At 52.7% G+C, this 22,273-nt stretch carries 23 protein-coding genes; 12 read left to right on the top strand and 11 right to left on the bottom strand.

From position 1 onward, the window contains the following. Positions 1 to 36 precede the first annotated feature (36 nt). The gene (locus tag AB9F29_RS06840; protein ID WP_335585276.1) at positions 37 to 933 is read right to left on the bottom strand and encodes a sugar ABC transporter permease; all 897 of its coding nucleotides are present in this window, start codon (positions 931 to 933) and stop codon (positions 37 to 39) included. A gap of 117 nt (positions 934 to 1,050) precedes the next feature. Beyond that, the gene (locus AB9F29_RS06835; protein ID WP_335585277.1) at positions 1,051 to 2,283 is read right to left on the bottom strand and encodes an ABC transporter substrate-binding protein; all 1,233 of its coding nucleotides are present in this window, start codon (positions 2,281 to 2,283) and stop codon (positions 1,051 to 1,053) included. Between the two features lie 189 nt (positions 2,284 to 2,472). On the opposite strand from AB9F29_RS06835, the gene AB9F29_RS06830 reads away from it, so the two are divergent. The 4 genes from AB9F29_RS06830 to AB9F29_RS06815 all read left to right on the top strand — a co-directional run bounded on the left by AB9F29_RS06830 (position 2,473) and on the right by AB9F29_RS06815 (position 6,234). Beyond that, entirely contained in the window at positions 2,473 to 3,507 is a 1,035-nt protein-coding gene (locus AB9F29_RS06830; protein WP_369755054.1) for a LacI family DNA-binding transcriptional regulator, read from the top strand. A 148-nt stretch (positions 3,508 to 3,655) separates the two neighbouring features. After that, on the top strand, positions 3,656 to 3,796 hold the full coding sequence (locus AB9F29_RS06825) for a hypothetical protein (RefSeq protein WP_335585279.1): 141 nt from the start codon (positions 3,656 to 3,658) through the stop codon (positions 3,794 to 3,796). A gap of 207 nt (positions 3,797 to 4,003) precedes the next feature. Then, on the top strand, positions 4,004 to 5,062 hold the full coding sequence (locus AB9F29_RS06820) for a sugar phosphate isomerase/epimerase family protein (protein ID WP_369755053.1): 1,059 nt from the start codon (positions 4,004 to 4,006) through the stop codon (positions 5,060 to 5,062). A gap of 2 nt (positions 5,063 to 5,064) precedes the next feature. After that, positions 5,065 to 6,234, top strand: a complete 1,170-nt coding sequence (locus AB9F29_RS06815) for a Gfo/Idh/MocA family protein (RefSeq protein WP_369755052.1) — start codon at positions 5,065 to 5,067, stop codon at positions 6,232 to 6,234. 80 nt (positions 6,235 to 6,314) lie between these two features. Here the strand turns inward: AB9F29_RS06815 and AB9F29_RS06810 are convergent, their stop codons facing one another. After that, positions 6,315 to 7,223 (bottom strand): sugar kinase, encoded by a 909-nt coding sequence (locus AB9F29_RS06810; protein ID WP_369755051.1) that lies wholly within the window; start codon positions 7,221 to 7,223, stop codon positions 6,315 to 6,317. 1 nt (position 7,224) lies between these two features. Continuing rightward, positions 7,225 to 7,908 (bottom strand): GntR family transcriptional regulator, encoded by a 684-nt coding sequence (locus AB9F29_RS06805; protein ID WP_335585283.1) that lies wholly within the window; start codon positions 7,906 to 7,908, stop codon positions 7,225 to 7,227. Between the two features lie 156 nt (positions 7,909 to 8,064). On the opposite strand from AB9F29_RS06805, the gene AB9F29_RS06800 reads away from it, so the two are divergent. Beyond that, positions 8,065 to 8,904 carry a fumarylacetoacetate hydrolase family protein gene (locus AB9F29_RS06800; protein WP_369755050.1) on the top strand — a complete coding sequence of 280 codons (840 nt, stop codon included), beginning with the start codon at positions 8,065 to 8,067 and terminating at the stop codon, positions 8,902 to 8,904. 69 nt (positions 8,905 to 8,973) lie between these two features. On the opposite strand, the gene AB9F29_RS06795 is transcribed toward AB9F29_RS06800, so the two are convergent. Then, positions 8,974 to 10,770 (bottom strand): IlvD/Edd family dehydratase, encoded by a 1,797-nt coding sequence (locus tag AB9F29_RS06795; protein WP_369755049.1) that lies wholly within the window; start codon positions 10,768 to 10,770, stop codon positions 8,974 to 8,976. A gap of 227 nt (positions 10,771 to 10,997) precedes the next feature. Here AB9F29_RS06795 and hemP point away from each other — a divergent pair, with 227 nt between their 5' ends. Continuing rightward, a complete protein-coding gene (gene hemP / locus AB9F29_RS06790) occupies positions 10,998 to 11,174 on the top strand; it encodes a hemin uptake protein HemP (RefSeq protein WP_335585286.1) in 177 nt (58 codons plus the stop codon). Here the strand turns inward: hemP and AB9F29_RS06785 are convergent. Beyond that, positions 11,158 to 12,099 (bottom strand): LysR family transcriptional regulator, encoded by a 942-nt coding sequence (locus AB9F29_RS06785; RefSeq protein WP_369755048.1) that lies wholly within the window; start codon positions 12,097 to 12,099, stop codon positions 11,158 to 11,160. The two genes, hemP and AB9F29_RS06785, sit on opposite strands and share 17 nt — an antisense overlap. A gap of 176 nt (positions 12,100 to 12,275) precedes the next feature. Here AB9F29_RS06785 and AB9F29_RS06780 point away from each other — a divergent pair, with 176 nt between their 5' ends. Beyond that, positions 12,276 to 12,710 carry an RbsD/FucU family protein gene (locus tag AB9F29_RS06780; protein ID WP_335585288.1) on the top strand — a complete coding sequence of 145 codons (435 nt, stop codon included), beginning with the start codon at positions 12,276 to 12,278 and terminating at the stop codon, positions 12,708 to 12,710. Here the strand turns inward: AB9F29_RS06780 and AB9F29_RS06775 are convergent. Next, positions 12,694 to 13,383, bottom strand: a complete 690-nt coding sequence (locus tag AB9F29_RS06775) for a phosphatase PAP2 family protein (protein WP_335585289.1) — start codon at positions 13,381 to 13,383, stop codon at positions 12,694 to 12,696. The genes AB9F29_RS06780 and AB9F29_RS06775 overlap by 17 nt on opposite strands. Positions 13,384 to 13,650: 267 nt before the next feature. Here AB9F29_RS06775 and AB9F29_RS06770 point away from each other — a divergent pair, with 267 nt between their 5' ends. From AB9F29_RS06770 to AB9F29_RS06750, 5 genes are all read left to right on the top strand, one after another. Continuing rightward, positions 13,651 to 14,547: a GNAT family N-acetyltransferase gene (locus AB9F29_RS06770; protein ID WP_369755047.1), complete on the top strand. Its 897-nt coding sequence runs from the start codon at positions 13,651 to 13,653 to the stop codon at positions 14,545 to 14,547. A 167-nt stretch (positions 14,548 to 14,714) separates the two neighbouring features. Then, positions 14,715 to 15,779 (top strand): extracellular solute-binding protein, encoded by a 1,065-nt coding sequence (locus AB9F29_RS06765; RefSeq protein WP_335585292.1) that lies wholly within the window; start codon positions 14,715 to 14,717, stop codon positions 15,777 to 15,779. A 64-nt stretch (positions 15,780 to 15,843) separates the two neighbouring features. After that, positions 15,844 to 16,938: an ABC transporter ATP-binding protein gene (locus tag AB9F29_RS06760; RefSeq protein ID WP_369755046.1), complete on the top strand. Its 1,095-nt coding sequence runs from the start codon at positions 15,844 to 15,846 to the stop codon at positions 16,936 to 16,938. Further along, positions 16,938 to 17,795 (top strand): ABC transporter permease, encoded by an 858-nt coding sequence (locus AB9F29_RS06755; RefSeq protein ID WP_039000733.1) that lies wholly within the window; start codon positions 16,938 to 16,940, stop codon positions 17,793 to 17,795. Before AB9F29_RS06760 ends, AB9F29_RS06755 begins: the two co-directional genes overlap by 1 nt. Before the next feature lie 4 nt (positions 17,796 to 17,799). Further along, entirely contained in the window at positions 17,800 to 18,651 is an 852-nt protein-coding gene (locus AB9F29_RS06750; RefSeq protein ID WP_369755045.1) for an ABC transporter permease, read from the top strand. 165 nt (positions 18,652 to 18,816) lie between these two features. Here the strand turns inward: AB9F29_RS06750 and AB9F29_RS06745 are convergent, their stop codons facing one another. The 4 genes from AB9F29_RS06745 to AB9F29_RS06730 are packed head-to-tail and all read right to left on the bottom strand — an operon-like array spanning position 18,817 to position 22,134. Continuing rightward, complete coding sequence (locus AB9F29_RS06745; RefSeq protein WP_369755044.1) at positions 18,817 to 19,626, bottom strand: alpha/beta fold hydrolase; 810 nt, start codon at positions 19,624 to 19,626, stop codon at positions 18,817 to 18,819. A 32-nt stretch (positions 19,627 to 19,658) separates the two neighbouring features. Beyond that, positions 19,659 to 20,630: a threonine/serine dehydratase gene (locus AB9F29_RS06740; RefSeq protein ID WP_369755043.1), complete on the bottom strand. Its 972-nt coding sequence runs from the start codon at positions 20,628 to 20,630 to the stop codon at positions 19,659 to 19,661. Further along, positions 20,627 to 21,451, bottom strand: coding sequence for an alpha/beta fold hydrolase (locus AB9F29_RS06735; RefSeq protein ID WP_369755042.1), 825 nt, complete (start codon positions 21,449 to 21,451; stop codon positions 20,627 to 20,629). The genes AB9F29_RS06740 and AB9F29_RS06735 overlap by 4 nt, the downstream gene beginning before the upstream one ends. Continuing rightward, on the bottom strand, positions 21,448 to 22,134 hold the full coding sequence (locus AB9F29_RS06730; RefSeq protein WP_369755041.1) for a haloacid dehalogenase type II: 687 nt from the start codon (positions 22,132 to 22,134) through the stop codon (positions 21,448 to 21,450). The genes AB9F29_RS06735 and AB9F29_RS06730 overlap by 4 nt, the downstream gene beginning before the upstream one ends. Positions 22,135 to 22,273: the final 139 nt, after the last annotated feature.

Raw genomic sequence — 22,273 nt, 5'->3', positions numbered from 1 at the left:
CGCTTTTTGGGTTTGGGACCTTGGGGTCCGGTAAGATTATTTTTCACGGCGTTTCCCTCCGAATTCTAGATATGCGTAGGGGACAAGAATGATCAGAACCGTCACGAGCATCATGGTTGACGCGGCGAAGGCCTGTCCGAGGTTTTGGTTTTTGAACATGCTTTCGATGACGTATTTTGCCGGCACTTCAGAAGCAATCCCTGGCCCACCGTTTGTTTGGGCGACGACGAGATCATAGACCTTCACAATTCCCGAAGCGATGAGAACGAGCGCTGTGATAAAGACAGGTTTCATCATTGGGATCACAATAAAGATGTAGGTTTTCCAACGTGGGATACCGTCCACACGGGACGCTTTCCAGATGTCTTGGTCGATTCCGCGTAGGCCCGCGAGCATGAGCACCATGATCAAACCGGTCCCTTGCCACATCGCCGCGATGAGTATGCCATAAATAACGATGTCCTGATTATACAACGGATCAAAATTGAAGCTTTCCCACCCCATTGAGCGCACGACATTCTGGATGCCAAAGTCTGGATTTAAAATCCACTGCCACGCAAGGCCCGTTACGACGAAGGACAGGGCGAACGGGTAAAGGATGATGGTGCGGATCGTATTCTCAAACCGAATTTTTTGGTCAAGCAAGGTTGCCAAAAAGAAGCCGATTGATATCGAAAGCACCAAGGAGCAGAACCCAAAAATCGCGAGATTTTCGATCGAAATCAGCCATTTATTTGTCGACCAAAGGCGATCGTATTGGTCAAGACCAACAAAATCTAGTTTGGGTAACAATTTGGATTTCGTGAAGGAGTGGACAACAGTCCACACTGTGCAACCTACAAAAATTACCAAGGCAGTCGCGATCATTGGAAGCGCGGCGACTTTGGCGTTTAGGTTGCGAAAAAGCTGGTTGGGCCTCTTTGCATCCGCCATTGGAAGGACTCTCTTTCAGGAAGGTACGCCCTCATTTCAAAGGGTGGCACCTCGTTTGGAATGAAAAAAATGCCCCCGAACGACATGTGTTCGGGGGCATGTCACAATCGGGGAGGATCAGTCCGCGTTTGCAATGATCGCAGCATAACGCGTGTGGGCGTCTTCTGCTGTGATCGACAGGTCATTCCAGAATTCAACCATAAGATCTTCGATTTGGCCGGATGTATCTGCGGAAAGAACTTGGTCGCCGCTGGGCATGATGTTGCCCGAAGCAAGGATTTCGAGGCCCTTTTTCATACAGTCGTTTGCCGCAGAAAGATCGATGTCGCCCCGAACGGGAAGCGAGCCTTTTTTCAGGTTGAAGTTTACTTGAACTTCTTTGGAAAGAAGCAAGCTGGCCAACTCTTTTTGTGCCGCTTCAATTTCTGGATCATCCTGTTTTGGGAAGTAGAACGCATCGCCCGCAGTCGAGATGATTTCATTTACGCCCAAACCTGGGAGGCATGTGTAATCAACTCCCGCAACTTGCTCTGCAACAGCGAATTCGCCCTGTGCCCAATCACCCATGATTTGGCCGCCAGCTTCACCGTTGATAACCATTGCCGTTGCAAGGTTCCAATCGGATACGTTGGAGCCAACCGCGAGTTCACGTGCGCTTGCTGCTGCTTTAAAAACAGCGAGCATTTCAGGAGAAGACGCAGCTTCAGCATCTTTGTCGACGTTCACTTTGGTCCAAAGATCGACACCACCAAGCGCAACACTCATCACGCCGAAAGCACCGGAGGACTGCCAAGACTGCTGACCCATCGCAAGTGGTACTTTGTCAGCATCCCGCAGAGCAGGAGCGGAAGCCACAAACTCATCCCAATTCGCAGGAACAGGAACACCGGCGTCGGCGTATGCTTTGTGTGAAAGCCAAATCCACTGCCAAGAGTGAATGTTTACAGGCACACAGTAGATTTTCCCATCAAGTGTACAGCTGTCCAGCAGCGATACTGGGTTCACGATGTCGCGCCAGCCTTCTTCGGTCGCAATGTCTGTAAGGTCGAGCATGAGGCCAGCTTCTACGAGCTCTTCTGCCTGACGACCGTGGTTCAACTGTGTGGCGTGCATTGGATCGCCGCCAAGAATACGGCTCACGATGACGCCGCGCGCAACGCCGCCGCCGCCCGCAATGGCGCCGTCTACCCAAGTGTTGCCCTCAGTTGCGTTAAATGCGTTTGCGAACTCAGCAACCGCAGCTGCCTCGCCGCCGGATGTCCACCAGTGTGTGACTTCCAAATCGGTCGCATAGGCTGTCGACGCTGCGCAGAGCGCGGTGGTCGCAATAAGTGCATTACGTAATTTCATGTTATCCTCCCAATTGTGTCCGGCGCCTCCCTGAGCGCCTTTTGCAATCGATTACAATATCGTGCCGCAGCGTGAAATAGGTTCTGTAATCGATTACAGGTAGATTTCAACGAACGCGCGATTCTGTCAAGCCCTTGGATTAATCTTTTCCACAGAGTAGACAGAGAAATCATTTTTGGGGACCACCGCATGAATTCGAACAGGGCGAGAATACAAGATGTTGCACGTGTTGCGGGGGTTTCGACGGCCACCGTAAGTCGCACATTGAGCAACCCGTCTGTGGTTTCTGAAGCGACGCGACGTTCGGTTTTAGAAGCCGTAAAGGTCACCGGATATCGTGTCAATCGCGCGGCAAGAAATCTACGAACCCAGAAGACGAGTGCCATTCTCGTCTTGATTCCAAATCTATCTAACCCTTTCTTTTCGCAAATAATTTCTGGAATTGAACAGGTTTTCTCGCGGGCAGGTTACTCACTACTGGTGGCTGATACCGAAAACAAAAGCAAACCCAATTTTAGTCTGGTTGACGTGTTTCGGGACGGGCAGGCGGATGGCATCATTTTGCTGGACGGCTACATCCCGCTTGAGGCGATCACATCGTTGCGCGGCACCGAAGCCGAGCATCTGGTTATATATGCTTGCGAGTGGGGTGAATCGGAAGGTATTCCATCGATTCGCAGCGATAATCCGGCAGGCGCGCGCATGGCTGCGGAACATTTTGCGAGCCTTGGACATAAAACTGTTGGTCACGTTTGTGGACCCGCCGAAAATGTTTTGACTCCCATGAGGCGTGATTCGTTTCTTACAGAAGCAAAGAAATTGGGTATGGAAGTGCGCGACGAGTGGGTTTTTCCCGGCGATTTTCGCCTTGTGACGGGTGCGCAGGCGGCGGACATGTATATGGCCCTTGAGGATAAGCCGAGCGCGATTTTCTGTGCGTCGGACCTTATGGCCATTGGCTTCATGAAGAGATGTTTGTCCGAGGGAATACGCATTCCCGAAGACGTGTCTGTTATTGGATTTGATGACGTGGGCCTCGCAGCATATTACCACCCGTCCCTAACGACAATTCGCCAAGATCGGGGTCAAATCGGGCGGGTCGCCGCCACCACGTTGCTTTCACGTCTTCGTGACCCCTCAAATATCGACCCCTATTTTAGACACACAGTGCCAGTCGAATTAATAAGTCGCGAAAGTACGGGTAGGTTTTTACCAAAAGCATAGTCCACGACTGGAGACTAATAGTCTGGTCGATCCAGTTAAGAGATGTCTTAATGAATTCTGTATTTCGCCATGTTGGCGCCGCAATCTCAAGCGCATTTTAGGGAATAGTGCATTTGCACGCCCCTTTGAGCTTAACTGCGAGAACAACATGTCTTTTTTTACGGCCATTACATTTGATCAAGTCGCCTTAAGTTTTATGGCGTGTTTCTTGGTGCGGGAAGCGATGATTGCGACGCTGCCAAATTATGTTGCAGGTCCAGGTGGATGGTTGATCAATACTACAGTCTAGAGCTTTAACTGCGGCAATGCCCCGAAGCTAGTTTCAGTATTCAAAACCCACGCGATGCAAGACTTTTGGTTTTGCAGCTGCCGAATCTTTTCTCCAAAAATCTGACCGTAACCGTTTACATAGCTTGATTTTTTCGATTGTAATCGATTACGTTGTGCCAACCCCGCATTTTTGGGATTTCGGGGAAGGTTCATTTTGGAGGAAATAATGAAAACATTAAAAGGGCCAGCCCTCTTTCTTGCGCAATTCGCGGGCGACGAGGCACCGTTCAATTCTTGGGACGGTATCACCAAATGGGCGGCGGATTGCGGTTATAAGGGCGTGCAAGTTCCCAGCTGGGACGCGCGTTTCATCGACCTAGAAAAAGCAGCAACATCTAAAGATTATTGCGACGAACTCGCAGGGCAAGCGCTCGCAAACGGTGTTGAAATCACAGAGCTTTCGACGCATTTGCAAGGACAACTGGTTGCTGTCCATCCGGCATATGATATCGCGTTTGACGGCTTTGCTGCCCCCACCGTGCGGGACAATCCCAAAGCGCGGCAAGAGTGGGCGGTCAATCAAGTGAAAATGGGTTTGACGGCGAGCAAAAACCTTGGGCTTACCAAACATGGGACATTTTCTGGTGCCCTCGCTTGGCCGTATGTTTACCCTTGGCCACAGCGCCCAGCCGGACTTGTTGAGGCGGCATTTGACGAATTGGCGAAGCGTTGGCTGCCGATTCTTGACCACGCAGAAGATTGTGGTGTGGATGTTTGTTATGAAATCCACCCGGGTGAGGATCTCCATGACGGCGTGACGTTTGAGATGTTCCTTGAGCGCGTCAACAATCACGCGCGTTGTAATATGCTATATGATCCCAGCCACTATGTTTTGCAGTGCCTTGATTACATTGATAATATCGACATCTACAAAGACCGTATCAAAATGTTCCATGTTAAGGATGCCGAGTTTAATCCGACGGGTCGCCAAGGCGTTTACGGCGGGTATCAAAGCTGGGTTGATCGCGCTGGGCGCTTCCGCAGCTTGGGTGATGGCCAAGTCGATTTCGGTGCCATCTTCTCAAAAATGGCTGCGAATAATTTTGATGGCTGGGCCGTTGTCGAATGGGAATGCGCGCTTAAACATCCCGAAGATGGCGCGCGCGAAGGGGCGCAATTTGTCAAAGACCATATTATTCGTGTAACGGAGCGGGCTTTTGACGACTTTGCAGATGGTGGCACCGATGACGCCGCCAATCGCAAAATGCTTGGCTTGGAGGCATAGAAATGGCGATCACAGGACGTAACGAAGCCCTAGAGGGACCCATACGCTTAGGTATGGTCGGCGGCGGTAAAGACGCATTTATCGGCGGAGTTCATCGGATTGCCGCGCGTATTGATGGCAAATTCAACCTAATCGCTGGGGCGCTTTCGAGCACCCCAGAACGCGCTCTGGAATCTGGCCGTGCGTTGGGGTTGGCCGAAGATCGGATTTATTCCAGCTATAAGGAAATGGCGATCCGCGAGGCGCGCCTCAAGAATGGGATTGAAGCGGTCGCGATCGTTACGCCCAATCATGTTCACATGGATGCGGCGCGTGAATTCCTGAAGCGGGGTATCCATGTTATTTGCGACAAGCCCCTTACGCATACTTTGACGGATGCAAAAAAGCTGGTGAAATCTGCCGAAGCTTCGGACGCATTGTTTGTGCTCACGCATAACTACACGGGCTATCCGATGATCCGCCAAGCACGCGAAATGATCGCGAGTGGCGTATTAGGAAAAATACGTTTGGTGCAGGTTGAGTATGCGCAGGATTGGTTGGCAGAGGCCGCCGATCCCGACAACAAACAAGCAGCGTGGCGCACTGATCCGACCAAGTCTGGCGCGGGCGGATCAACGGGCGACATTGGAACGCATGCGTTTAACCTCGCGAGCTTTGTATCCGGTCTTGAGGTTGAAACGCTTTGTGCCGATTTGCAGGCTTTTGTATCGGGGCGCCAAGTGGACGACAACGCGCATGTGATGCTGCGCTATGAAGGCGGTGCGCGGGGGATGCTGTGGTGTTCACAGGTTGCCGTCGGCAATGAAAACGGACTTCGCCTTAGAATTTATGGTGAGAAAGGCGGGCTTGAATGGGCCCAAGAGGATCCAAACTATCTTTGGTATACCCCATTTGGTGAAGCCAAGAGGTTGCTGACACGCGGAGGGGCCGGAACGGGCGCGGCCGCCGCACGGGTTAGTCGTATTCCCGCAGGGCATCCGGAAGGGTATCTTGAGGGGTTCGCCACGATTTACTCCGAGGCTGCAGAAGCGATACTAGCAAAGCGGGCCGGAAAAGACGTGCCGAGCGAAGTTGTTTATCCAACCGTTCAGGACGGTCTAAAGGGTGTGCAATTCATCGACGCCTGCGTGCGCTCCTCGGCGCGGGATTCTGCGTGGGTTAAGTTCGCCTAAATTGATTGGCCGCACCTTTGGGCAAAATGCGCATTGGTGCGGCCATAAATCCTCCGGTATCGGCCCGAAAACCAGAAGATTTATTCCGTAAGCGCGACGAGGGCTCCGTGCGCTTGTACCACTTGTCCGGCAAGGCTAGCGCCGGCTTTGATCGCGTCGCTCAGGGTGCCGCCCGTGAAGTAAGAGGCACAGAAACCTGCGTTGAAACTGTCGCCAGCGGCGGTTGAGTCCACGACATTGTCGATGATGTTTGGCGCGATTGTGAGGGGTGTCCCGCCCAGAGTTTGGGCGATAACCGAAGCCGCACCGTTTTTGACAACAACGGTTTTCACGCCGAGCGATTGGTACCGCGCGATGGTCGCTTCGGGAGTTTCATCGCCGTTAAATAGCTGTTCTTCGTCAAAGGACGGCAACACAATGTCCGAGACTTGGGCGGCCTTTGTATTGACGGCCACCATTTCAGCCTGATCTGTCCAAAGGCGCAAACGTTGGTTTGGATCATAGACAATTGTTTTTCCAGCTTTGCGTGCATAGGCCAATTCAGAAAGAAAAGTATCACGGTGCTCCGGCAGGATAACAGCCATTGTGATGCCAGAGAAAAACAATACATCCGCCGATGCAAATGCGGTGCGCAGGGTGTTTTGGTCGCCAGCCATTTGACGGGCCGCGGAATCCGAACGCCAGTAAGAGAAGCTGCGCTCGCCGTTGTCCAAGTGGATCATATAGAGGCCGACGGTTTTGCCCGCAACGTCCCGCGCGAAGGACATGTCGATATTTGCGGCGGCTCCAAAAGCCCGCATTTCCTGACTGGCAGAATCTGAACCTACGCCCGTGAAATAGGACGTTTTCCACGCTTCTGGCACCGTCTTGGCCAAATACCACGCGGTGTTGAAAGTATCGCCCGCAAATCCGCGGCGATAGGTGTCTGGTCCAACGACGGCCAATTCGATCATCGCTTCGCCAATGGCCATAAAGTTTTTCTGCGTCATATCAGGTTGTTTCCTTGAAGCGATCTGGGTGGTTGGCTTGGATTCTCGGTAAGGCTGTTAAGACACGCGAGAGATGGATTTCAACTTGATCCGAAGCAGAGAGCACGTCGCCAGAAACAAGGGAGGAAAGGATGTCCTTGTGGTCTTGAAGGGCCGTTCGGCTGTCAAAGGCGAGGCTTAGAAACCGCACGCGATCCGCTGGGGCTTTTGTGTCGCAAATAAGGTGCCAGACCTTCGGTTGGCCTGCAATTCTGCAAAGTTCTTGGTGAAAGAGTTCATCCAATTCATAAAAGGCGATAATGGAGCCTTGGTCCAAAACTACGGCCTGTGCTTCGATCAAATCCTTAAGCGTGCCGATGGCGGTTGGCGTCATATTCTTGGCGGCCTCCCGAACGATTTCCTTTTCGAGGGCCACGCGAATGAACCGTGCGCGGCGCAGATCTGGGATCGATATATGAGTGACAACGGTTGCTTTTTGCGGACGAATACGAAGAAGCCCTTGTTGGGATAACCGATAAAAAGCATCGCGCACGGGTTGGCGGCTTACGTCGTATTGGCTCGCAATTTCGCTTTCGGAGATTTTCTTGCCGGGTTCCAATTCCAAAGAAACGATCTGATGAAACAGAATGTCATGCAGGGCTTCGGTCGCGGATTGCGCGCGACGGGTAGTATTTGACAGAGCCATTCGTTGTTCTTCCAAAAGCGGGTTGAAGCATCTTGCAGACTAGCATATTAGTTTTGGCGGAGGAAGCAAGCCCTTCCAGTGGGCCGAACGGTATGACATGTTCGGATGAGTTCAGTTTACGGTGCGATGCGCGCCAAATTGCAAAAGGATACAAGCATGAAATTTCTTCGTATGGGCAAAGAGGGCGCTGAAACACCCTGTGTTCTGGATGCTGATGGCGTTGAGCGCGACGTGTCGAGCGTTGTTGCCGACTTTGGCCCCACGACCCTCGCCGATTTGACCAGCGTTTTCGACGGTTTGGACCTCGGCGAATTCCCCGAGTATGCTGGCGATCCACGTATCGGCACGCCCATCAGCCAACCTAAGAATATCTATTGTGTTGGTTTGAACTACTCGGATCATGCGGCAGAGTCGGGACTAGCTGTTCCAGACGAACCTATTCTGTTTAACAAATCCTCCAGTTCCTTTTGCGGTCCCAATGCGCCGCTGTTCTACGCGGCGCATATGACGAAACTCGATTGGGAAGTTGAACTTGGGATCGTGATCGGCAAAACGGCCTTTGGCGTTGGACCAGACGAAGCAATGGATCATGTCGCAGGTTTTACCGTAGTTAATGACGTGTCCGAGCGCGCATGGCAGGCCGAACGTGGTGGCCAGTGGATGAAAGGCAAGAGCTTTCTAAACTTCTGTCCGACCGGCCCGTGGCTTGTGACGCCAGACGACTTTGCGGATGTTCAAAATCTTGGAATGTGGCTTGATGTAAATGGGGAGCGTATGCAAACCGGAACCACAGCGAAGATGATTTTCGACGTGAAAACAATCGTTTCCTATATGAGCAGCTTTATGATGCTCGAAGAGGGCGACTTGATTTGTACGGGTACCCCTCCGGGTGTTGGGATGGGCAAGAAGCCGCCACGTTACCTGAAAATTGGCGATACTGTTGAGCTGGGAATTGATGGTCTGGGCGCGCAAAAACAGGTCGTTGAAGAGCTGTAAGCCATTCTGAATCTCTAATAAAACGCCCCGCAGATTATCTCTTCGGGGCGTTTTTCGTTTAAAGTCGACTTAGTGGTTGTCGCGTGGAACTCTGTGTTTGCTCACAACTTTTTGGTATTTCACCGCAGGTTTAAGCACCATACCCTTGTCGAATTGTTCGATCATACCGCGTTGGATTTCTTGCCACGGTGTTTGGTGCGCGGGGTAAGGGTAGCCCCCCGCTGCTTCGAGGTCGGCACGGCGTTTTGCCAGCTCATCTTTGCTGATCAGGATGTCTGCGGAACCTTTGTTCAGATCGACGCGAATATTGTCGCCCGTGACCACTAGGGCCAAACCGCCCATGGCTGCGGCCTCGGGGGATGCATTCAGGATCGACGGAGAGCCAGAGGTGCCCGATTGACGCCCGTCACCGATACAGGGCAGTTCGGAAATTCCCTGTCTGATCAACTCGGTCGGCGGTTGCATGTTTACAACTTCCGCGCCGCCGGGATGGCCGATTGGGCCCGCGCCGCGCATCACAAGGATGCAGCTATCGTCGATATTGAGCGATGGATCGTCAAGGCGCGCGTGGTAATCTTCGGGGCCGTCAAACACGATGGCGCGTCCTTCAAAGGCGTTCATATCGTCGGGGTTCGAGAGATACCGCGCTCGGAAATGTTCTGAAATCACGCTTGTTTTCATTATGGCGCTGTCGAAAAGATTACCGGTAAGTTCAATAAATCCTGCGGCCGGTTTGAGCGGAGCCGCATAGGGGTAAATCACGTCAGCATTGCTAACACTTGCGCCCGCATAGGCCTCGCCCATGCTTGTTCCTGTCACGCAAAGCGCGTTGGGATGAGGCAGAGCACCCGCGCCGATCAACTCGGCAAACACGCCCGGAATGCCGCCTGCGCGGTGAAAATCCTCGCCCAGATATTCACCAGCGGGCTGTACGTTGCACAACAGCGGTGTGCTGTGCCCATGTTTTTGCCAATCGGCGTTCGTGAGATCAATCCCAAGGTGCGCGGCGACTGCGATGAGGTGAATTGGGGCGTTTGTACTGCCGCCGATTGCTGAATTCACAACAATTGCATTTTCAAAAGACTCGCGCGTCATAATATCGCTGGGCTTGAGGTCTTCGTTGACCATCGCGACGATGCGTTTGCCAGTTTCATAGCTGATCTGGCCGCGCTCGCGATACGGCGCAGGGATTGTTGCGCCACCCGGAAGTTGCATGCCAAGGGCCTCGGCGAGGGAGTTCATTGTACTCGCGGTGCCCATTGTGTTGCAATACCCCACCGAGGGGGCAGCGGCAGAAGCGATATCCATGAACTCCGGATAGTCGATTGCACCCGTCGCCAACTCTTGGCGCGCGTCCCAAATCACCGTGCCAGAACCCGCGCGTTTGCCTTTGTGCCAGCCATTGAGCATGGGGCCAACGGAAAGCGCGATGGCGGGAATATCGACAGTCGCGGCGGCCATAAGGAGGGCAGGGGTGGTTTTATCACAGCCAATGGTCAAAACGACGCCGTCGAGCGGGTAGCCGTGCAAAACTTCGACCAATCCAAGATAGGCAAGGTTGCGATCCAAGGCTGCCGTGGGTCGGCGGCCTGTTTCCTGAATTGGATGCACAGGGAATTCAAAACAAATCCCGCCCGCCGCAATGATCCCATCGCGCGTCCGTTTCGCAAGCTCAATGTGGTGGCGATTACATGGGGACAAATCGCTGCCTGTTTGAGCGATGCCAATGATCGGCTTGCCGGATTGCAACTCTTCGCGGGTGATGCCGAAATTCAAATACCGCTCAATATATAGGGCCGTCATTCCAGGGTTGTCTGGGTTGTCGAACCATTGTTGCGAACGGAGTTTGGTTGAATTTTCGGTCATTATTGTGTGTCCTTGCATTGGGTTTAAAGGGGGAGAGCGCCTTGTTTATATGGCCTCTGACTGGGTGTACCAAAGCGGGTTAGGGGGGTGTTTGCAAGGGCATTCTCTGGAAGTTTGTTCCACATTGTGAATTTTTGAACCAAATCACTGATATTCCAGTAGGAAGCGTATTTACTTGAGTAAATAGATCAGGTATATGATCAGATAACCGCGAAAGGGAGTGCAAAATGAACATTGTAGTGAGTGCCGAGCGAATCCCGCAGATCGATGTTATTGAGCGCGAAATCCCCGCGTACGACGCGCGCCGCTTGACCTTGGACAACGGGCAGGCGCGCATCATCCTAGATGGACAAATCTACTCTTTGCGCATTACTCGAGCCAACAAACTCATTCTGACAAAGTAACCAACTCACCAGCAAACTCCGCGCGGCGACTACAGATACGTTCCTGTAGGAAGTCGAGCAACAAGCGTATACGCGCCGTTTTGCGAAGGTCGCCATGGAGGAGAAGCCAGAGTTTTCTGTCGGCAATTGTTCCTTGGTAGGGCGGGCGAACGAGGCCTTGAATTCGGTCGCCTACGAAGCACGGAAGCATGGTCATTCCAACTCCTTCAAGAGCCATGGCGACCTGTGGAGCTACTTCAAAGCATCGAAACCGAAGGCTTGCCTTTGGGTAATCACTTTTGCGAATCCAGCTCGCGGAGGTTGCTTCTTCGGGTTCATTCCAGCCAATAAAATGAAGTCCTGCACCTGCGCTGTTTTGAATTTGGGCGGCGTATTCTGGCGTGCAGTACACAGCCTTGCGGCAGTCCACCAATTTGCGCCCATAAACATCGTCTTCGACGGTTTGGGCGTAGCGAATTGAGATATCTGCTTCTCGATGGTCGAGCCGAACAACAGTATTTGTGAATCCTAAATGCACGTCTATTTCGGGGTGTAATTTGCCAAAGAGGGCAAGGTCTCCCGTCACGGACGAAAATGCAAGGAAGGGCGGCATCGAAACGTAAATCGCGCCCGAGGGGAGGGAGTCGCGCCCTGCGATCAGACGGGCAGCTGAAGCGATTTCATCCTCAATGCGCTCTGCTATGGGAAAGAGATCTTCGCCGAGCTGGGTTAATGCAAGGCCAGACTTCGCGCGGTCAAATAATCGCGCGCGCGTTGCGTCTTCGAGGGCAGTAATACGCCGCGAAACGGTGGCATGGTTCGTAACCAACTTGATCGCCGCACCACGAATAGTACCCGTGCGCGCAACTGCGAGAAAGTATTTTAGGTCATTCCAGTCAAACCGCGACAGGCGCGGAGGTAGGGGGCGATAAGTCGACTGGTTCATATTTGATCCGTTTTGTAAGGAATGTTATTTTTTGTTCCAAATAGTATCCAGCATACAGCTTTAGTCAATGTGCGGCGCACTGGAAGATTGTGAGTTTGGGGCACGGGGTGGGATTTGACTGGATTGCGCGGCTAGGACTGATACTCTGCCTTCAATTTTTCTGAAAAGGGTATTCCATGCTTCGCAACCTTAACCCCCTGCTTTCACCAGACATTCTTTATACACTGGCAACAATGGGGCACGGAGATGAAATCGTAATTGCGGATGCAAATTTCCCCGGGGATTCATGCACCGACCGCCTTGTGCGCCTTGATGGAATTTCAGCCACCGAAGCGTTGCGGGCTGTGTTGAGCGTGATGCCTTTGGACAGTTTCGTCACCGACCCAGCAATAACTATGCAAGTTGTTGGGGCCCCTGATGATGTCCCACCAATTGTTGCGGAATTCCAAGATATTATAAATGAAACCGCGGATAATCCGGCGCAAATTCAAACGCTTGAGCGCTTTGCGTTTTACGAGCGCACCAAGCAAACCTACGCTATTATTCAAACGGGGGAACTGCGTCTCTACGGGAATATCGTGCTGAAAAAGGGTGTTATTTCGCCAGAGTAAGCAGCTTTTTGCGGGCAATTAGGACGTCTAACCCGTAGGATATGAGTAGGACAAACAGGACGGCGAAGATTGTGTCCGAGAGGAAATGCCGCCCCATCGCAACGCGCATCCCTGACCCGACGATGGCAAAAAATATCGCAAATCTGCGTAAGTTTCGCGCGGTTACGGGATTGCTGCTCGCGGAGGTTAGCACGAAAATTCCGATTGCCACGGCGACGGCACCTGACGCTTCGCCAGAAACGAATGAGCAGTTCCGGGCGCATTGATCGGTGATTTGGAAAGGCGGGGTAAATGCCGCGTCGCCTCCGAATTCGGTGATATAGGCGGGGCGGGCTCGACCCCAATACGATTTAAGAATGCCATTGACCAAAAGGCCCGGTCCCAAGAGGAATAGGGCAAGGATTTTACCCCACATGAGCGGTGTAACCCCCAAGAGATTCCGCTTCCAAAGGTTGAGGAGGAGAAAGATCAGGGCCACCACAGGGAACAACAACATTGCGTTCATCATGACACTTCGCACGCCCAAGGCAAAGGGCGATTGGGCCGCCGGAAAAACTCCAGTTTCAGAATTATAAAAAAGCCCAGCTACCCATAGATCAATCGAAGGCACGGTGGTGAAAATTACTAGGGTGAGGAGGAATACGACCGTAAGGCGTTGAAGGTAGGGTTGCATTTTAGGTCCTGAAATTAAGTTGGGCTCTCATAGCACGTGGTTGGTTTGCCCGCAAAGCCGCTAAATCAACCAAACCAGCAGATCTATCGAAATCAACGCTGCGATCAAAGGTATACCAACCCGCAATACCAGAAACCGAATTGCCTCGCGGGTTAGGCGCGGCGGCGAGGCGCTGACGCCAAGAATGAATTCAGGTTTTGGGCGCTTGGTACGGATTTTCATACGCGCATTAACTACGTTTTAAGTAATCAAACGGTTAACAGGAGTATGGATGCTGTCTGGGCCAATATTGAAGAAGATGAGTGGGGGGAAGCCGCTTGCGCGTCATTGGCATCGCTTCAGCAATCCTATGAGTACGGAGAAATCTGTGGCTCATTCGGACTGGAAGTTATGCGGGCGCGCCTGACGCAAGAGAGCGAGCAGGGCTATGCACAAGTTTTGGTGCGCAGCGCATTTGGGGGGCGGCGATTGGCACTTTTGTCGCGCGGCCCAATTTGGCCCGACGGGGTCGACCGTGATGTTGCAAGTAGTGCTGCCCTATATAAGACGATCCCCATGTCTCGTGCCAGTATTATGATGGCGACACCAAATGGGTTGGCCCCTCTTGTTGGCATCCCGATGATGTCTGGGGCGACAGTTGCGGAGATTTCCCTCATGGAAGACGACACCGCGCAACGCGCCTTTATGCACGGGAAATGGCGCAATCGTTTGGTGCAATCCGAAGGTATGGATTTAAGCGTCGAACCGATTGCGCCTACACCGGCCCTTATTGAGATGCTTCTGGCGCGAGATGCCAAACAGCAAAAACGGCGAGGGTATCGCAACCTTCCCCCGCGTTTCTTGCGTCGTTGGGCGGAGCATTATCCCGAGAAGACACATATCCTTGTGAGCCGTAGTTGCGGCAAGATCAACGCCGCGATGGTTTTCCTGCGACACGGAGGTACCGCGACTTATTACCTCGGGTGGCGCGAGGTTGAGGCACACATTCCGGTTCACAATTTGATGCTCTGGCAGGGCATGAGGCTTTTGGCACATCTCAACATCAAGCGACTCGATCTTGGTCTTCTGGACACCCATAATTCACCAAATCTTGCACGATTTAAGCTCGGCTCAGGCGCTCGGGCGCGATGCATTGGTAAGACGTATCTCCTCCGATCGTCGTGACATAATTTTGTTACCCGCAGCGGCTATGGAAGGCCTAATTCTGAAAACTATTTTTCGGAAGGCGTTCGCCTGTCGTATTCTGTTCTTTACTAAGTGGTAAAAAACAAATTAGGCTTCGGGAACAACAATGAGAGCTCAAAAAGGGCTCACCGACAAGGAGAGAGACTATGACGATTAAAACTGGGATCACTGCGATTGCCCTCGTTGCCTCTGCTGCGGCGACTGGTGCCTCCGCTGAAACTTTGCGTTTGCTCACTTGGGGTGGTTATGCTCCTGAGGAAGTGATCGAGAAATTTACGGCCGAGACAGGCATCGAAGTTGAAGTTACAAAATCCAACAACGAAGAAATGATTGCCAAGTTGCGCGCAACTGATGGCGGTGGTTTCGATTTGGCTCAACCCTCCCAAGACCGTATTGCCGGTGCACAGGAAGAGTTCGACATTTACAAGCCGATCGACCTTTCCAAAATCGATACCAGCCTCTTTATCACGTCCATGCTTGAAGCCACAAAAGGCAACACAACGCTTGGGTCTGACGTTTATGGCCTGCCACATATTTGGGGCACATCGGGCCTTGTTGTGAACACGGCGATGGCGCCAAATGTCAAAGATTACACGGACCTTTGCGCAGATGACGTTGCTGGCAAAGTTTCCTACCGTCTGAAACGCCCCACTTTGATTGGGTTCGCCTTCTCGATGGGCATGGATCCTTTCGCAGCTTATTCCGACCCCGCAGCATATGAAAAAATCATCACTGCGGTTGAAGAAAAACTCGTCTCTTGTAAGGCGAACGTAAAAGCCTATTGGAGCGGTGGCGACGAGTTGATGGGCCTTTTGCGGTCTGGCGAAGTGACGGCATCCATGGCGTGGGATACGGGCGGATGGAAGCTTAACTCCGAAAATCCAGAGATCACGTTTATCGCACCCGCGTCCGGTGCACTTGGCTGGATCGACACTTTTGCGCTTCCACGGAAAACCAAAGCGGAAGACGCGGCTTACAAGTGGATCAACTTTGTTATGCAGCCAGAAATCGCTGCTATGATCACGGCGTCTGCTGGCAACTTCACGGCGTCCGTGGGTGCCGATGGCTTTGCCGACGAGGAACTGAAAGCGCAGTTCCAAGCGTCTTTCCCACCTGAAGCTATCGACAACATCAATTGGTACCCAACTGTACCAGCAGGCCTTGAAGACATCGAAGGCGCAGCCTTGGATCGTATCAAAGCCGCGAATTAATCAAACCACATAAAGGCGCGCGGGGAAACTCGCGCGCCTTTTTCTATTATTTTGGATGTTCTAAATGACGACTGTAAATGACCTCGACTGCATCAACCTCACGAAGCGTTTTGCGGAAACTCTTGCTGTGGATGATGTGACCTTTTCCGTACCTAGGGGATCGTTTTTTTCAATTCTCGGGCCGTCGGGATGTGGAAAAACCACGATCATGCGGATGATCGCGGGCTTCCTTGATCCCACGTCTGGCGACATTCAGATCAAAGGTCATTCGGTTCTTGAGACTCCGCCCAATCGGCGTCCGGTCAATATGGTCTTTCAGCATCTCGCTCTGTTTCCGATGATGAACATCGAAGAAAATATCGGGTATGGTTTGCGTCGTCAGGGCTTAAAGAAGCGCGAAATCGAGGCCAAAGTTGGTGATGCGTTGGAGCGCATCGGGCTTCCCGGAATTGGGAAACGCCAAGTGGATCAACTTTCTGGTGGTCAAAAACAACGCGTCGCAATTGCACGGTGTATGGTTCTTGAACCTGACGTTCTTTTGCTTGACGAACCCCTTGGGGCGCTGGATTTGAAGCTGCGTGAGCACATGAAAGTTGAGTTGAAATCCTTGCAGGCGGCTTTTGATACGACCTTCGTTTATATTACGCATGACCAATCCGAAGCCCTTGTGATGAGCGACCAAGTCGCCGTGATGAACGCAGGGAGATTCGAACAACTCGATACCGCGTCTAACCTTTACTATGCGCCGAAAACGCCATTTGTTGCTGGGTTTGTGGGCGATTCAAATCGTTGGGAAGGCCTTGTTGAAAGCGTGGACGGGCGCGCAATTAGCGTGCGCACAAGCGCTGGTCTTTCGCTGCGAGGTGTGTCGCAAGTTCCGCTCGCCAAGGGCGACATGGCCCAAATATTCTTGCGCCCCGAGGCCATAAGGATCGCTCGTGCCGCTGCTGGTGTTGCGGGGCAGGATAATAGCGCTGTTGGCACGGTTGAAAACGTGCTGTTCAACGGCGCAAACAGTCGCGTTTTGCTGGCCGTTCCGACAGGGGGAACAATCGACGTTGCGCTGCCACAATCAGGGGAGTTCGCGGATCTATCACGCGGAAATACACTGCACATTGGCTGGGGCGCGGCACAATCTCTTTGCTTTGGGGTTGCTTGATGGGAGCCCGCGCGAAACTTGGATTTATCCTTCTGGCAAGCCCGCTTTTGCTTTGGCTTTCCCTTTTGATCATCATCCCGCATATCGATATGTTTATCTTGTCGCTGCAGGAAAAAGTGGGCGTTCGGCAATATGAAACGGGTCCTGCCAACTACCTGACTTTCTTCACAGAGCCGCTTTATATTCGCACTTTTTTGCGCACCGCGTTCATGTCAATTTTCGCGACAATCCTAACGTTGTTCATCGCCTTTCCGGTGTCCTATTACATCGCGAAAATCGCGCGAGGGCGCCTTCAATCGGTATTGTTTCTCATGTGTCTTGTGCCGTTCTGGGTCTCGGAATTGGTGCGGACTTTTGGCTGGATGATCCTGCTGCGGGAAACGGGGATTTTCTCTCAATTCTTGCAATGGTCGGGGATTGTCGACGGCCCTGTTGAGTTTCTTTATAACGATGCGGCCATGATGGTCGGGCTGGTTTATACGTCGATGCTGTTCATGGTTGTACCGCTTGTGACAACCCTTGAGAGCCTCGACGACAGCATGATCGAAGCGGGATACGACCTTGGCGGCAATGGCTTAACTGTTCTGCGTGAAATCATCATTCCCCACGCTGTACCCGGTATTGTTTCGGGTTCAATTGTTGTCTTTATGCTGTCGCTGGGCAATTATCTCACCCCGATAATGTTGGGTGGTAAGGACAGTCTTTGGTTTACGGAAATGATCTATGATCAGTTCATTGTACGATTTAATTGGGAACTTGGGGCGGCCTTTGGCTTCCTGCTTCTTGGCCTGTCTTCGCTCATAGTTTGGGGCGCACTCAAGCTTTCCGGTCAAACACTCGAAAAGACGATGGGGTAGGCGCATGATACCAACAATCAAACAATCCCGCGCGTTTTCAATCACCTATGGCGCTTATGTTGCGTTGTTCTTCATCTATCTTTCGCTGCCGCTTGTGGTCGTATCCGTTTTTGCCTTCAACGACAGCTTGTTTCCGTCGTTGCCGTGGAAGGGGTTCACGTTGGACTGGTTCTTCGGAACTGAATTGCCCAACCGTGGCGTTTTTTATGAAAGCAGTATCCTGACGTCCATCGGCACGTCCGCGTTTGTCGCGGTTTGCGTTTCGGTTTTGTCGGTTTTCGTTGGCACGTGTAATGCGTTCCTTTTTAACCGCTATGAGTTTCGCTTCAAAAGCGCTCTCTATATCTTGATGCTTTTACCACTGGTGATACCCGGGATTGTCTTGGGTATCTCGATTCTGGTGTTTTCATCAACTTTGGCGAACGGAATTGAAGACAACTTGGGTATGGACATTGAGGCGTTGCGGCCCGGTCTTGCTTTGGTGATACTCGGCCAGTTTTCCTTTATTACAACGATCGCGACGCTTGTCATTTCAGCACGACTCAAGAAGTTTGACCACAGCCTTGAGGAGGCAGCACTTAGTCTCGGGGCTGCTCGGATGACGGCGGTAAGAACGATAACTTTGCCTTATTTGCGCCCCGCAATCTTAGGAGCGCTCCTCGTTGCATCCTTAATGAGTTTTGAAAACTTCAACACGACTCTGATGCTCGTCGGCTCGGACTCGCCGTTGACCATCACCATGTTTGACCGCCTCAGGGAAGGGTCTACGCCCGTCCTAAACGCGGTTTCGTTGTTGCTCATGCTGGGATCTTCTCTGCTTGCCCTCACAATGATCGCCTTTCAGCGCAAAGCCTAGTTAGGCGTTTACTCAGAGAGTTTCGGGCAACTCTGAAAATACCCCCCATCAATCCCGAGGGTTAGCGGGATGGAGTTGAACGGTGGACGCCTGGTCATAGACACATCTTTCTACAGCCGGTTGCGCGCAAAATAGTGGTTTTACATCGGCGGACTTAGCATTCTCCTAATTCAAAACAGTGACGCGGTGCCCGATGCGCGTCAAGAAAGTGTCCAATCGTGTCGCAAAATCCTCAGGGGCTTCGACCATAGCGAGGTGCCCAGCACGTGGCATGATTTGGAACTCTGAGCCCTTAATGATATCCACCGTTTCCCGCATGAGGTCTGGCGGGAAAAGTAAGTCGTTATAGGCGGAAATACCGAGGGTCGGCAGGCTTAAGCCGGATATCGGCGTATAGAAATCGGTACCAGAAAGCGCTTCGACTCCTGCGATGTAGCCTGCAAGGCTAGTGGAATCGAGCATGTGCCGCCACGGCGCATATGTGGTTGTTGTGCGAGCCTGTTTGCTAAGCCAACCTTCCCACAGGGACTGGCTGATTTTGGGTATACCTCCATGTTTTAAGAGAACAATCTGGGCATCCCAATGGGCTTTGGTACCGAGTTTGGCGGCAGAGTTTAGAAGGACAAGGCCACGCACGAGGTCTAGCCGTTTGACTGCCAAGCCTTGGGCAATCATACCACCCAAACCAACCCCAACGACCACGGCATCGCGCAGCATTAGCCCCTCCATGAGTTGCTCCGCGTAGCGAATGAGCGCACCCATGGAGCCACGGCCACTGGGGGCATCACTTGCCCCATGCCCGCTCAGATCATAAGTGATGATGCGGCAATCTTGTCGACTGTTTAAGGCGTTTATGGCGTCCAGCCAGACGCTCCGCTCCATTCCCAGCCCATGGATGAGCACGACGGGCGAGCCATCGGGATTTCCGAATTCGGAATGAAGCGTTGATCGGGGAGGAGTCGATAGGTTCGCCATGATTGATGCCATTTCGTTGAAAACGCGAAGGTTCAATCTAGCGTTTGGAGGGCAGCTTTGAAAGTCGCGGGGTCGGTGTTTCCGCCAGTTGCGATGCAAATGACATGCGCGCCTGAAAGCTCGTTTCCATGGAAAAGCGCCGCCGCAAGCGATACCGCGCCACCTGGTTCAATGACAATACGAAGGCGCTGAAAGGCTAGTGCCATCGCCTGTAAAACTTCTAGTTCGGTAACAACAATTCCCGGCCCGCAAAGTCGTTTGAGAATTGGAAACGTGATTTGACCTGGAGACGGAGTTAAGATTGCGTCGCAGATTGAGCCTGACGCCGTTTTGTTCGTCTGGTGTACGCCCATCTCCAGCGAGCGGGTCACATCGTCAAACCCCTCTGGCTCCACGGGTCTCACGGTGAAAAGGGGCGCCGTCTTTTCAAGGGCGAGGGCCACACCAGACGTTAAACCACCGCCGCCGCAGCAGACCAAAACATCAGCCTCCAGAATGCCCTCAACCTGCGCCTGTTGTGCGATTTCAAGGCCGACAGTCCCTTGGCCTGCGATAACCTCGGGATCATCGAATGGCTTGATGAGCGACAGGTTTTTCTCGCGTCTGAGCGCCTCTCCAAGGGCGTCGCGGTCTTGGGTGGAACGGTCGTACAATATGACTTCTGCTCCCAATGCCCGCGTGTTTTGAATTTTAATTTCGGGCGCATCCGAAGGCATTAAAATGGTCGCAGCGACGCCGTGTTCTTGCGCCGCATAGGCAACGCCTTGGGCGTGGTTGCCACTTGAGTAGGCCAAAATTCCGCGCGATTTCTCCTCAGCACTCAGGGCGGAAACTGCGGCCCAGCCGCCTCGGAATTTAAACGAACCCGTGTGCTGGAGACATTCTGCTTTCACCCAAACCTGTCGTCCGGCGATCTTATCCAGAAAGGGAGAGGAGAGGAGCGGTGTGACGCGCGCACGCCCGCTTAAGCGGATTGCAGCGGCTTGGATTCGGTCAAAGTTCACTGCATTTTTCCCAACCACGAACGGATCAATTCCAAGCTCTCAGGCTCATCCAGAAATGGAATATGGCCTCGGTCCGCGACTTGCGTGAAAAACATATCGGGGCGACGTCTCAGCATTTCCTCGGCTGTTTCCCGCGATAATAGGTCGGAAGTCTCGCCACGTAAAAGGGCGGTTGGAAGGCCATCCAATGCGTCGAAATAGGGCCATAAATCGGGCGCAGGGGCATTAAATGTGGCCAGCACGGTATCCCTCAATCGGGGGTCATATCGCAGCGCGAGGCCGTCATCTATTTGCGAGAATTGGTTCTGCACTTCTTCCTGCCAGCGCGACATCGGGACATTACGAAATCCCGTGAGATAGTTCGCCCTAGCTACCGCAGCGTCTTGGTAGTTTTTCTGCGCGGGAGGGCGTCCCAAATACTGTGCGATATCATCGAGTCCCGTTTGTTCAATCACGGGGCCGATGTCGTTTAGGCAAACCCCAAGCAAGCGGTTCTTGGCGGCACGGGCAAGACCCATTGCGATGAGGCCCCCTCTGGAGGTCCCTAAAAGCGCGGCTTTTTCGAGATCAAGGTAGTCCATCAAGGCCAGAATATCCCCTGCCTCGACGGGAACCGTGTATGTGGTCGGATCGGCCCAGTCTGATTTTCCCCGACCACGATAGTCAGGGCGAATGATGCGAATGTTCGGGAAATGCGGAACCAGATAGTCGAAATCTTGTGCATTTCTTGTCAGGCCAGGCAGGCAGATGACGGGAAGACCAGCGCCTTGGTCCATATAATTTAGCGTGAGGCCATCAACGCTTTTGTAGGTGTGATTCATAGAGATTTTGCCAATTCAGGGATATTTTTGAGGTCGGAAAGAGTGTTTTTAGGCGTCCAAGGAAGGCGATCCATTGGCTCGTTTGCGCGGTTCACCCAAACAGTTTGAAAGCCATATCCGGTGGCAGCCGCGGCGTCCCAACCGTTTGAAGACACAAATAAAACGTCTTCATTCGCGCAGCCAAACCGCTTGCCGACAAGATCATAAACCGACTTATGGGGCTTAAATACGCCGACGGATTCGACCGTTAGGTTGTCGTCCAAGAGTTCCGCCAACCCCGCGGAGTTCACCGCTCCTGAAAGCATTTCGGGAGACCCGTTTGAGAGAATGGCGGTGTTTAATCCCGCCGTCTTGAGGGCGGCAAGCATAGTGGGGACTTCGGGGTAAGCCGAGAGCTCCCAGTAGAGTTGCAGGAGGCGTTCGCGCAGGTCTGGATCGTCAATGGCGCTGTTTTCGAGGGCCCAATCTAGGCCGTTCTGGGTGACCTCCCAAAAGTCGTCATGCGCATCGGCAACCGCCCGTAACCATGTGTATTGCAACTGTTTCAGACGCCAATCGCTTGCGACCCTGGGCCAAAGCTTGGCGAAGTCTTCGCGACCGGGCTCTGCTGCGGCCTCGCGCGCAGCGGCAGCCACGTCAAAAAGTGTTCCGTAGGCGTCAAAGATGCAAGTTGTGATGGTCATGGTGCCCTCCCTTTTGCCGGAGTTTGGCACGGGGGCCTAGGCGCGGAAAGCGAAATTTCATAAAAGACTGAGGGTTTACAGTTGGCACATAATCCCTAGAGTGCCCGTTTTTCAGATAGCGGTTAGAGCCGCGCACTGA

The sequence above is a fragment of the Falsihalocynthiibacter sp. S25ZX9 genome, from assembly GCF_041205405.1.
GTDB classification, from domain to species: domain Bacteria; phylum Pseudomonadota; class Alphaproteobacteria; order Rhodobacterales; family Rhodobacteraceae; genus Falsihalocynthiibacter; species Falsihalocynthiibacter arcticus.
This window is presented reverse-complemented; position numbering and strand designations above follow the sequence as displayed.

What these genes read in the sequence shown, in the direction of transcription:
- AB9F29_RS06840 (WP_335585276.1), bottom strand. Translation starts at nt 933, where the DNA reads ATGGCGGATGCAAAGAGGCCCAACCAGCTTTTTCGCAACCTAAACGCC.
- AB9F29_RS06835 (WP_335585277.1), bottom strand. Translation starts at nt 2,283, where the DNA reads ATGAAATTACGTAATGCACTTATTGCGACCACCGCGCTCTGCGCAGCG.
- AB9F29_RS06830 (WP_369755054.1), top strand. Translation starts at nt 2,473, where the DNA reads ATGAATTCGAACAGGGCGAGAATACAAGATGTTGCACGTGTTGCGGGG.
- AB9F29_RS06825 (WP_335585279.1), top strand. Translation starts at nt 3,656, where the DNA reads ATGTCTTTTTTTACGGCCATTACATTTGATCAAGTCGCCTTAAGTTTT.
- AB9F29_RS06820 (WP_369755053.1), top strand. Translation starts at nt 4,004, where the DNA reads ATGAAAACATTAAAAGGGCCAGCCCTCTTTCTTGCGCAATTCGCGGGC.
- AB9F29_RS06815 (WP_369755052.1), top strand. Translation starts at nt 5,065, where the DNA reads ATGGCGATCACAGGACGTAACGAAGCCCTAGAGGGACCCATACGCTTA.
- AB9F29_RS06810 (WP_369755051.1), bottom strand. Translation starts at nt 7,223, where the DNA reads ATGACGCAGAAAAACTTTATGGCCATTGGCGAAGCGATGATCGAATTG.
- AB9F29_RS06805 (WP_335585283.1), bottom strand. Translation starts at nt 7,908, where the DNA reads ATGGCTCTGTCAAATACTACCCGTCGCGCGCAATCCGCGACCGAAGCC.
- AB9F29_RS06800 (WP_369755050.1), top strand. Translation starts at nt 8,065, where the DNA reads ATGAAATTTCTTCGTATGGGCAAAGAGGGCGCTGAAACACCCTGTGTT.
- AB9F29_RS06795 (WP_369755049.1), bottom strand. Translation starts at nt 10,770, where the DNA reads ATGACCGAAAATTCAACCAAACTCCGTTCGCAACAATGGTTCGACAAC.
- hemP (WP_335585286.1), top strand. Translation starts at nt 10,998, where the DNA reads ATGAACATTGTAGTGAGTGCCGAGCGAATCCCGCAGATCGATGTTATT.
- AB9F29_RS06785 (WP_369755048.1), bottom strand. Translation starts at nt 12,099, where the DNA reads ATGAACCAGTCGACTTATCGCCCCCTACCTCCGCGCCTGTCGCGGTTT.
- AB9F29_RS06780 (WP_335585288.1), top strand. Translation starts at nt 12,276, where the DNA reads ATGCTTCGCAACCTTAACCCCCTGCTTTCACCAGACATTCTTTATACA.
- AB9F29_RS06775 (WP_335585289.1), bottom strand. Translation starts at nt 13,383, where the DNA reads ATGCAACCCTACCTTCAACGCCTTACGGTCGTATTCCTCCTCACCCTA.
- AB9F29_RS06770 (WP_369755047.1), top strand. Translation starts at nt 13,651, where the DNA reads ATGGATGCTGTCTGGGCCAATATTGAAGAAGATGAGTGGGGGGAAGCC.
- AB9F29_RS06765 (WP_335585292.1), top strand. Translation starts at nt 14,715, where the DNA reads ATGACGATTAAAACTGGGATCACTGCGATTGCCCTCGTTGCCTCTGCT.
- AB9F29_RS06760 (WP_369755046.1), top strand. Translation starts at nt 15,844, where the DNA reads ATGACGACTGTAAATGACCTCGACTGCATCAACCTCACGAAGCGTTTT.
- AB9F29_RS06755 (WP_039000733.1), top strand. Translation starts at nt 16,938, where the DNA reads ATGGGAGCCCGCGCGAAACTTGGATTTATCCTTCTGGCAAGCCCGCTT.
- AB9F29_RS06750 (WP_369755045.1), top strand. Translation starts at nt 17,800, where the DNA reads ATGATACCAACAATCAAACAATCCCGCGCGTTTTCAATCACCTATGGC.
- AB9F29_RS06745 (WP_369755044.1), bottom strand. Translation starts at nt 19,626, where the DNA reads ATGGCGAACCTATCGACTCCTCCCCGATCAACGCTTCATTCCGAATTC.
- AB9F29_RS06735 (WP_369755042.1), bottom strand. Translation starts at nt 21,451, where the DNA reads ATGAATCACACCTACAAAAGCGTTGATGGCCTCACGCTAAATTATATG.
- AB9F29_RS06730 (WP_369755041.1), bottom strand. Translation starts at nt 22,134, where the DNA reads ATGACCATCACAACTTGCATCTTTGACGCCTACGGAACACTTTTTGAC.